We start from the raw sequence: 9,991 nt of genomic DNA on the forward strand, positions 1-9,991 counted from the left end.
TAAAGCTCAAGGAATTAACTTGTCCTATGTAACTATTGGTAGCAAAGCTGGTCAATATTTCAAACGTAGAAATGAATCCATCGCTCAACAATACTTCGGTTTAGAGCAAATTCCAACGGCAAACGAATCAGGGGCAATGGCAGACGAGTTATTATCTTTATTCTTCTCTAAAACAATTGACCGAGTAGAATTAATTTACACTCGTTTTGTCTCTTTAATTAGTTCTAAACCTGTTATTCAAACTCTGTTACCCTTAACTCCTCAAGGTTTGGAAGTTCATGATGATGAAATTTTCCGTTTAACCGTGCGAGGGGGAGATTTTCAGGTAGAAAGAGAAACCGTAGCAAATACGGCACAAACTTTACCCCGAGAAATGATTTTTGAACAAGATCCTGTACAAATTCTCGATTCGTTACTACCATTATACATTAATAACCAATTATTAAGAGCTTTACAGGAATCAGCAGCTAGTGAATTAGCGGCACGGATGCCTGCCATGAGTAACGCTAGTGAAAATGCGAAGGAATTGATGAAAACTTTGACTTTATCTTATAACAAAGCTCGTCAAGCATCTATTACTCAACAAATTCTTGAAGTAGTATCAGGTGCTAATGCTTTAGGTTAACAGGTTGAAAAACTCAATCAAGATAAGCCTTTCTCAAACTGAGGAGGGCTTTTTTATTTTTTATCTTGAAAATGTAGTAATTAATCAAGGAAATTAAGGTTTTTTGTTAGAATTAGTTTAAATTAAAAGAATTATTATAAATAGCCTATTGATATTACTTAGGTAATAGATTATATTAAATAGTGATTTTTCATAACCATTTATAAAACTGATGAATCAAAATACCCTTTCTACTCAAGTTTTTTTAACTGTTAATACCTTTGAAGATCAAAACGATGGTAGTGAAGTTAATGGTTTATCTCTCAGAGATGCTATTATTCAAGCCAATGCAGATCTCAGAAGACAATATACTATTAATGTACCTTCAGGAACTTATAACCTGACTCTCACGGAAGACGGTTCTTTAGATATTACAAGTAACATTAGTATTTTTGGAACTAGTGCTAGTAACACTTATATTACTGCTGGTTTTTTAGGCGATCGCATTTTTACCGTTTCGGGAAATCTAAATCTAGCAAATATTACTCTTCAAGATGCTAATGTAGGTACACAAAATTCAATTATCAATGGGAATGCGGAAGTTATTACCGTTGACGGTGGTGCTATTAGTATTGAAACGACAGGACAAGGAACTTTAGAGAATGTTATTATTGCTCAAAATAGCACTAACGGTAAAGGTGGTGGTATTGCCAATAAGGGTACATTACAAATTAATAATTCTGTAGTTTTAGTTAATTCTTCCATCGGCAGTGGAGGGGGAATTTATAACGGTGCGAATGGCACTCTTACTCTCAATAGAAGTACTGTTGCTTTTAACTCTACGAGTAATAATACTTCCCTCGGTGGTGGTGGTATTTTTAACGAAAGTGGAGAGATGACTATTATTAATAGTACTATTTCAGGTAATGCCAGTATCATCGGGGGTGGTATTTGGACTCAAGGAAATCAAACGACTATTATTAATACGACGATCGCTAATAATAGCGGTTCAAGAGGTGCAGGTATTTTTTCAGGTAGTACAGATACAACTACTTCAGTTAATACAATTCTTCGTAATAGTATCGTTGCTACAAATATCAACAGTGCAGATGTGGGAGGAATATTTAATAATCTCAGTTCTTATAATATTATCGGCACATCGGAAAGAGGCACTTTTATTGACGGTTTTAATAATAATCGTGTCGGTAGTTTAGAAAGTCCATTTGATCCTCTTATTGGGGATTTACCTCCAACATTTACTACTATCGATAATGCGTCTGCTGAGTTAGTTCATCCATTACTTGAAGGAAGTCCTGCTATTAATACAGGGAATAATGCCAATAGTCAAATTCGAGATTTATTTAACTATTATGGTAGCGAAGATCAAAGAGGAGCCCCTAGAATCATTGATGGAATAGTAGATATAGGCAGTTATGAATTTAGTCAAAATTCAGGGGTTAATAGTAATAACTTTTCGTCACAATTAAATACTCCTATTTATCGTTTTCGCAATAATAGTGTTAGTGGTACTTATTTATTTGTCGGTGAATCAGAAGCTCAAAATATTCGAGCTAACTTTAGTAACTATCAAGAAGAAGGGGTAGCTTTTCGAGTTGGTGTTACTTCAGGAGATGATTTAGTTCCGATTTATCGCTTTCAAAATCAAGAGAAAGTAGGAACTTATCTTTATGTAGGAGAACAAGAAAGACAAAGTATTAAACAAAATTTTTCTAATTTTAAGGAAGAAGGTATCGCTTTTTATGTTTATGGTGCTGATGCTAACAAAGGGCAAGATATTTATCGTTTCCAAAACTTAAATCAACCAGGTACATATCTATTTGTAGGAGAAGCTGAAAAAAATAATATTCTTGCTAATTTCTCTAATTTCCGCTTAGAAGGGGTTGCTTTTGAAGTAGCTTAAAATATTTTTAGTTAATTTATTGATCACAAGAGGTAAAAACCATGACAACATTTGATTTTTCTCGCCAAATAGTATTAAACGTAAATACCACCGAAGATCAAAACGATGGTAGCCAAACTAATGGACTTTCCCTAAGAGATGCGATTTTACAAGCTAATGCTAATCCTTCTAAAGAATATATTATTAATGTACCTGCTGGTACTTATAACTTAACGATTCAAAACACTATAGACAGAGACTTTACTACCAATTTAGATACTTTAAAAGAAACTCGCAAAACTACTGGTGATTTAGATATTTTTGGCAAAATTACTATTAGAGCTGAAGATCCCCATAACACTATTATCAGTGGTGCTGGTTTACAATCAGAATATCGTTTTTTCAGTGAAGAAAGTAGCAATTCATTCTATGATGTTTTGACTATTGGCGATCGAATATTTGATGTGGCTTCGGGTGCAAATCTTACCCTTGAAAATGTCACCGTTCGGGATGGACTTTTAATAAGAGATACATTAAGAGGAAATATTGATACAGTACCTTATGGATCAGGTATTAATATTGAAGCTGGAGGGACAGCAACAATCAATAACAGTATTATTACGAATAATATTAGTGAATTAATCGGTGGTGGAATTAATAATAATGGCACTTTAACCATAAATGATTCCATGATCAAAAGTAATGAAGTCAAAGAAGTTAACTATTACTCATCCTCTTTATTTTACTTAAATAGATCTGGTGGGGGAATTGTTAACACTGGGACAATGAATATCAATCGTAGTACAATTACGAATAATGCTGTTAAAAACTTTAATGATTTTGTTGGAGATACAATTGTTAATGCATTACAAGCGGAGGGAGGAGGAATTGTCAACGGAATAGAAGACAATGCCATAGGGAATTTAACTATCGTCAATAGTACTATTGCGGGGAATAGTGTAGCTTCTGGCTCGACAACAAATCGATCTAATTTTACCCTAGGACTGACGAATGGAGGAGGAGTACTTAATAGAAGTAATGCTAATATTGTTAATTCGACAATTACTAACAATTTTGCTCAACAGGGGGGCGGAATTTATTCTGAAGGAACAGGATCAAGTATTTCGATAAATAATACAATAGTTGCAGACAATAAAGTTCAAACAGAATTTAGTCAAACTATTAGACAACCTTTTCCACGATTTAATTTTACCAGTCAATCTACTAATAATTTTATCGAACAATTTGTTTGGGATGTAGTGGACGGAAATAATATTTTAATTCAACCTCCAGAAAATATTACTCCTTTTCGAGATGCTTATTATACCCTTCGTGTGCTTTATAAAAGTGCTGATCCTTTTTCTCCTCAGCCATCAGAAGGATTTGATATAACCACCAAAATAAATCTTGAAAATCTCATTTTTGATCAAAATGCTGATATAAAATACGTTTTTAATCGATATTTTGGAACAGATTTAGATAATTTCTTTTCTCAAGCCAATGGTTTTTCTAGTGAAGATAATAACTTAGTGGAAAATGTTGATCAAAATTTTGGTTTCGCTTATCGCAATCCATTGGACAATAATAATTTAGTTTTTCTTAATACTGATTTTCAATTTGATGATCAAGGAAAACTGGTATTAGTACTTTCTGATTCTACTATCAACCCTAGCACTGAATTTAATCAAAATATATTCATCGCCGATAAAAAAGATATATTTACTTTCCGAACTTTTAATAATGCCCTAGGGTTAAATGATAATAATAAAAGTCAAGCTAGTTTTGTGCGAGATTCAAGTCAAAATAATCGAGTTTTTAACTATAACGATGTGGTTCGTTTTGAAAATAGAATCATTGGAACTATTAACACACAAATAACCAATCCACCTTCACCTACGGACATTACTGGATTTTTTAATACCAGTAGTTCATACAATTTAATAGGTGCTAGTAGTGTTAATGGAATTTTTGATGGTATTAACAATAATATTGTTGGTAGTGTCGGGAATTCTCTTAATCCTAAGTTAGGGGGGATTCAAGATTCTCAAGGTAACATCATTGCTTATCAACCGTTAAATGATAGCCCTGCTATTAACGCTGGAACTAATGGTATTGCTCAATTACGGACATTCTTTGGAACTGAACCAGTAGATCAATTTGGCAATCCTCGTATTAATAACGGTACAGTTGATATTGGTAGTGTAGAATCGGGTTTTAATAATGGTGGAAATGCCATCGCTGTTCTTAATGATGGAGATTCTTTATTAAATACTTCCATTTACCGTTTTCAAAATCGAAATGTACCCGGTACTTATCTTTATGCTGGTATACAAGAAGCTCAAAGTATTCGATCGACTTTCCCTAATTTTGTGGAGGAGGGCGTTGCTTTTAAAGTCGGAGTTATCCCCCAAGATGGATTAATTCCTATATATCGTTTCCAAAATACAGCACAACCCGGTACTTATCTTTATACTGGGGAACAAGAAAGAAAAAGTATATTAACTAATAATCAAAATTTTCGTGATGAGGGTATTGCTTTTTATGTTTATGGTGCAGACGCTAATAAAGGACAGAATATTTATCGTTTTCAAAATTCAAGTAATCCAGGTACTTATCTCTTTGTGGGAGAAGCAGAAAAAAATAATATCCTTGCCAATTTTAATAATTTCCGATTAGAAGGAGTTGCTTTTGAAGTAGGTATTTAAAGTTAATTAAATTAAGTGTTTTTACTGATATTTTAACTTAACAAAAATTAACTTATTTTTAGGATTATTTATAAATCTTTATCTATAGCCTAACAATCATTATCAGGTATAACTGAAAAATTGAAGTCCCTTTTTTAAATCAAGATTTAGTAACAACGAACGGTCTAGCTAGGTATTCATCCCCATCAAGTCCTACTCTATAACTTTGGTAGTTGCTATCAAAGGATTTATAACTCAACAAACAATTTTAACTTTTATCTCCTGAAAAAAAATTGTTGATTTCTAAAATTAACAGGTTACAATTAATTAAGATAGAAAATTTATAGTAAAAAATAACAAAATTATGGCTACTATCACTTTAAACGTAACAACTACTCAAGATCAAAATGACGGTAGTAGTTTTCAAGGTTTATCTTTAAGAGATGCTAGTCTCATCGCTAATAATAATCCCAGTAACGAATATATTATTAATTTACCTGCGGGTACCTATGATTTAACGATCAAAAATGTCCTAATCCCCCCTATTAGTGATGCAGAGAATAATACTGTTGACCAAGCTACTTTATTTCGTAGTCGTTTATCCACAGGAGATTTAGACATTACGGGAAATGTTACTATTATCGGTGTAGATCCTGCCACTACCATTATTAATGCCGGAACTTTAACACAACCTCTTCCAGTGGTAGTTGATCCTAATGATCCTTTCCCTGAAAATCCTCCCACTCCTACTCCTACCATAGGCGATCGAGTTTTTGATGTCATATCTTCCACCCGTTCAGGAAAATCAACCAATGGGAACTTAGTCATTCAAAATGTAACGATCAAAAATGGAACTATTACAGAAGATAATGTTGATGCCGTATTTACTGGGGGAACAATTAACGGTGGTGCTATTAATATTGATTCAGGAACTACTGCTACTTTCATTAATAGTGTTATTGCTGATAGTAAAACTACCCTTCAAGGAGGAGGTATTAATAACCAAGGAACATTAACTTTGAATAAAACCATTGTTAGTGGACATAATTCAGGAGATAACGCAGGGGGTATTTACAATACTGGAACATTAACTATTCGTAACAGTGCTATTATTAACAATTTAGCAGATGCTGCCGCCCCTGATGTAATTGAAGGTGGTGGTGGTGGTGTTCTTAATGAGGCTGGTGCAACCTTAATTATGGTGAATACCACAGTATCAGGGAATAAGAGTGCATCAGGGACAAATCAAGATGGACCTGGAGATGTTGGAGGCGGTATTTTATCAAGAGGAATTACGAGAATTATTAACTCTACTATTGTTAATAATAGCGCTCAAGTTGGTTCAGGTATTTACTCAGAAACTACGACAGCAAATACTATTTTATATAATACGATCGTGGGTAATAATACCGGTAGCCCAGACTTAGACGGCTTTTTTGATAATCGTAGTGCCTATAATTTAGTAACGAATGCTAATGGTTCAATTTTAGATGCTAATAACGGGAATATTGTCGGTGGAGCAACTACTGGAAGAGTAGAGCTTTTTATAGGTCCTTTACAAAATAACGGCGGTACAACTCCAAATCATGCCCTATTACCAGGTAGTCCGGCTATCGATGCAGGAGACAATAGTATGGTTAACTATCCTTTATTTTTCCCTGATACTCCAGCTTTGGATCAAAGAGGTTCAGAACGTATCAGTAACGGTAAAATTGATATTGGTGCTTATGAAGTTTTCGTTGCCGGTACGACTACCACCACCACCACTCCTACTAATACCACAAATACAGCAGTAACAGGAGTTAATCCGACTACCAACACCACCACTACTCCTACTAATACTACAAATACAGCAGTAACAGGAGTCAATCCGACTACCAACACCACCACGACTCCCACGACTCCCACTGATACAGCAGTAACAGGAGTTAATCCGACTACCAACACCACCACTACTCCTACTAACACCACAAATACCGCAGTAACAGGAGCTAATACGACTACCAACACCACTGTAAATATTACTGATGCTTCAGTGGTTCTTCATGATACATCAGAACACAACACTGATTCTTTATTAAATGCCCCTATTTATCGTTTTCAAAATCGAAATGTACCCGGTACTTATCTTTATACTGGAACACAAGAAGCTCAAAATATTCGCACTAAATTTAGCAATTTTAAAGAAGAAGGATTTGCTTTTCATGTTGCCGAAGCACCAGCTGATAATTTAATTGCTATGTATCGTTTTCAAAATAGTGCTAAACCGGGTACTTATCTTTATGCAGGTGAGCAAGAAAGACAAAGTATTTTGAGTAATAATCGTAATTTTATTGATGAAGGTGTTGCTTTTTATGTTTATGGTGCAGACGCTAATAAAGGACAGGATATTTATCGTTTTCAAAGCCTAACTAATCCTGGTACTTATTTATTTGCCGGAGAAACTGAAAAAAATAACATTATAGCTAATTTCTCCTCTAATTTCACTTTAGAAGGGGTTGCTTTTGAAGTAGGTTAACGAGGAATTTCGTGAAAAGTTTTAATCGTTTGACAAGGGGCTTAAGCTCCTTGTTGAATTTTGGTTAGTTGTAAACATATTACTTACCCCATTTTTGACTAAAATGGCTTAAAATTGCGGATTTTTTGAGAGATGTAGTCTGTCAAAACTATCGATTTTAATAACCTTCCGATTAATTCAACAAACTCTAACTAATCACCGATGACTAATCACCCTATCACTATTTTTTCAGCTTATTAAAGGTAGTTTTTTATATTTTAGATAATAGCCTAATAAAATAAATAAGGCGATCGCCACTGTACCTAACCCAACATAATTAGGAAGCCAAAAAATAGCAGTAATCGCATTAATTTGTCCTGCTTCTAGTTGAAGATTATATTGATTATTGGTGATTTTTTCCTTTTTAGGAAACTCATTTTCTTGAGATAATTTTGCACCCCAAGGAAAAGTAAACTGTATCTGTAAATCAATTAAATCTCCGGAAGAAATAATAATTGTACCATCATTAGCAATTACTCCTAAAGGACGTAAATCTGCATAGAAATTAAGAGTATTTCTTACTAGGAGAATTAAATTATTTTGTTTAATTGACATTTTTGCTTCTAATTCTAATAAATTACTAGAGTTATTTTTAGCAAGATTTTGTTGAGATTTTTTGCTTAATTGAGGTACAAAAAATAGGTTAAATTTATCTACTAATTCTTGAGCATTATTAAAAGGAATTGTTACCACTAATTCTTCCTTAGAAAGACGTTTTGTTTTGCCTTGTAACTTTAGAGCTTGACGTTCAATACTATTTAACCAAGCATTACCTTCTCCGTCACTAAAACTGGTTAATTGTTCTCCTAATTTAATATGTTGAATTATTGTTCCACTATTAGCTTGAGGAAATGTAATTCCTACATCATAACGAACACACCCAGTTAAAGTAATTATTAAACAAAGAAATAATAGTATTTTTTTCATAATTTTTAGTAAATAGAAAATAATCAAAATTGTGCCTAAATATTAGTATTTTTAAAAAAGAGATTTTTCAGCTAAGTCAACTACAACCCAATCTAAAAAATCTATAGGAGCAGTAAATTCTAGTTGTGCTTCAGGAGCAGGACTTTTATTAAGATCAATAGCTGTAATTTTTCCGATAGGAATATCAGGGGGAAAAATACTACTAACATTAGAAGTGGTTACAACATCCCCAATTTTGACATCATTAACTTTCGCATAAAATTCCATTAAGCCAATTTGTGTACCCTGCCCTTTAATAAAACCTTGATAACCTGTTCGGGTTAGAGTTGCACCCACTCGACTATTATAATCACTGATCAACAAAACTCGGCTAGTATTATTATTAACTTCAGTAACTCTACCAACTAAACCGCCGATACTCATCACTACATTATTAGTTGTAATACCTTTATTACTTCCTATATCAAGAGTAATTACTTGCCACCAACCATCAGGGCTTCTACCTATAACTCTAGCAGGAATGAGAGGATCTGAGGATTTTTCTGTGTATTTAACAATTTTTTTCAGATTTTGATTTTGAGTCTCTAAAGCAACTATTTTATTTGTTAACTCTTGAATGGTACGCTGTTCATATAAAGCTTGGCGATCGACTTGAGGATTAGATAACCAAGAAGGAGAAAGCCGGTATAAAGTTTCGGAAATAAATGCCCCATTACTATAATAAATTTGTAAAGCAATAAGAATACTAACTAGTCCTAAGACTAATTGAATGCCGTATTTTTGCCACCAACGATAAAGAAATTTCAAAGCCTTAAATCTAAAAATAAAATGGTTCTTCAGTAGATAGTATACTTAATTATTATTAAATAATTGATAGGATATTGAATCTTTAAAGTTTATACAATTCAGAACATCAAAAAAGATAGGCGTTGGTGAATTTATAAGAGAAAACATATAAGTAATTAAAAATAACTCAAAACAGTTGTCGAATATTATTAACAGTTACAGATTAAGTGTTTTTTTTAGTGATTCCATAATTTATATCTTGTTTTACCAACGCCAAAAGATAATTTAATATTTGATATTTCTTTCTTCTCAAATCCGCCCCTCGCTCTTCCCTTTTTTTTACTAATTTAGCATACTAACTTATCAAAATTTCGGGTTTAAAACCCCGTCCTTAAAGAACGGCTTTCTATTTCTTAATTTTGTTACCATTCTTAAAAATGTATGTTAATATAAAAACTGAGTTGTCAAAGTGTTAATTAAATGTTAAAAGCGTATCGTTACCGAATTTACCCAACACCTGAGCAAAAAGTCTT

General features: G+C 33.2%; 7 protein-coding genes. 5 read left to right on the forward strand and 2 right to left on the reverse strand.

Annotated features, from left to right (window positions below):
• The 4 genes from atpG to FWJ34_RS15305 all read left to right on the forward strand — a co-directional run.
• Nucleotides 1-625, forward strand: a 625-nt coding sequence (gene atpG, locus FWJ34_RS15290) for an ATP synthase F1 subunit gamma (protein WP_308256202.1), incomplete at its 5' end; no start/stop codon positions are given.
• Between the two features lie 211 nt (nt 626-836).
• Nucleotides 837-2,525 (forward strand): choice-of-anchor Q domain-containing protein, encoded by a 1,689-nt coding sequence (locus FWJ34_RS15295; protein ID WP_308256203.1) that lies wholly within the window; start codon nt 837-839, stop codon nt 2,523-2,525.
• 41 nt (nt 2,526-2,566) lie between these two features.
• Nucleotides 2,567-5,209: a choice-of-anchor Q domain-containing protein gene (locus tag FWJ34_RS15300; RefSeq protein ID WP_308256204.1), complete on the forward strand. Its 2,643-nt coding sequence runs from the start codon at nt 2,567-2,569 to the stop codon at nt 5,207-5,209.
• Nucleotides 5,210-5,552: 343 nt separating this feature from the next.
• Nucleotides 5,553-7,706, forward strand: coding sequence for a choice-of-anchor Q domain-containing protein (locus FWJ34_RS15305; protein WP_308256205.1), 2,154 nt, complete (start codon nt 5,553-5,555; stop codon nt 7,704-7,706).
• Nucleotides 7,707-7,934: 228 nt separating this feature from the next.
• Here the strand turns inward: FWJ34_RS15305 and FWJ34_RS15310 are convergent, their stop codons facing one another.
• Nucleotides 7,935-8,672 (reverse strand): DUF3153 domain-containing protein, encoded by a 738-nt coding sequence (locus tag FWJ34_RS15310; RefSeq protein ID WP_308256207.1) that lies wholly within the window; start codon nt 8,670-8,672, stop codon nt 7,935-7,937.
• Nucleotides 8,673-8,723: 51 nt separating this feature from the next.
• Complete coding sequence (gene mreC / locus FWJ34_RS15315) at nt 8,724-9,479, reverse strand: rod shape-determining protein MreC (RefSeq protein WP_308256208.1); 756 nt, start codon at nt 9,477-9,479, stop codon at nt 8,724-8,726.
• A 459-nt stretch (nt 9,480-9,938) separates the two neighbouring features.
• Between mreC and FWJ34_RS19600 the strand changes: the two genes are divergently transcribed.
• A partial coding sequence (locus tag FWJ34_RS19600) for a helix-turn-helix domain-containing protein (protein ID WP_396232002.1) occupies nt 9,939-9,991 on the forward strand: 53 nt, incomplete at its 3' end.

The organism is Geminocystis sp. GBBB08 (genome assembly GCF_016743215.1).
Classification (GTDB): Bacteria; Cyanobacteriota; Cyanobacteriia; order Cyanobacteriales; family Cyanobacteriaceae; genus Geminocystis.

Excerpts from the sequence above, each read along its gene's own strand:
- FWJ34_RS15295 (WP_308256203.1), top strand. The coding sequence starts at position 837 with ATGAATCAAAATACCCTTTCTACTCAAGTTTTTTTAACTGTTAATACC.
- FWJ34_RS15300 (WP_308256204.1), top strand. The coding sequence starts at position 2,567 with ATGACAACATTTGATTTTTCTCGCCAAATAGTATTAAACGTAAATACC.
- FWJ34_RS15305 (WP_308256205.1), top strand. The coding sequence starts at position 5,553 with ATGGCTACTATCACTTTAAACGTAACAACTACTCAAGATCAAAATGAC.
- FWJ34_RS15310 (WP_308256207.1), bottom strand. The coding sequence starts at position 8,672 with ATGAAAAAAATACTATTATTTCTTTGTTTAATAATTACTTTAACTGGG.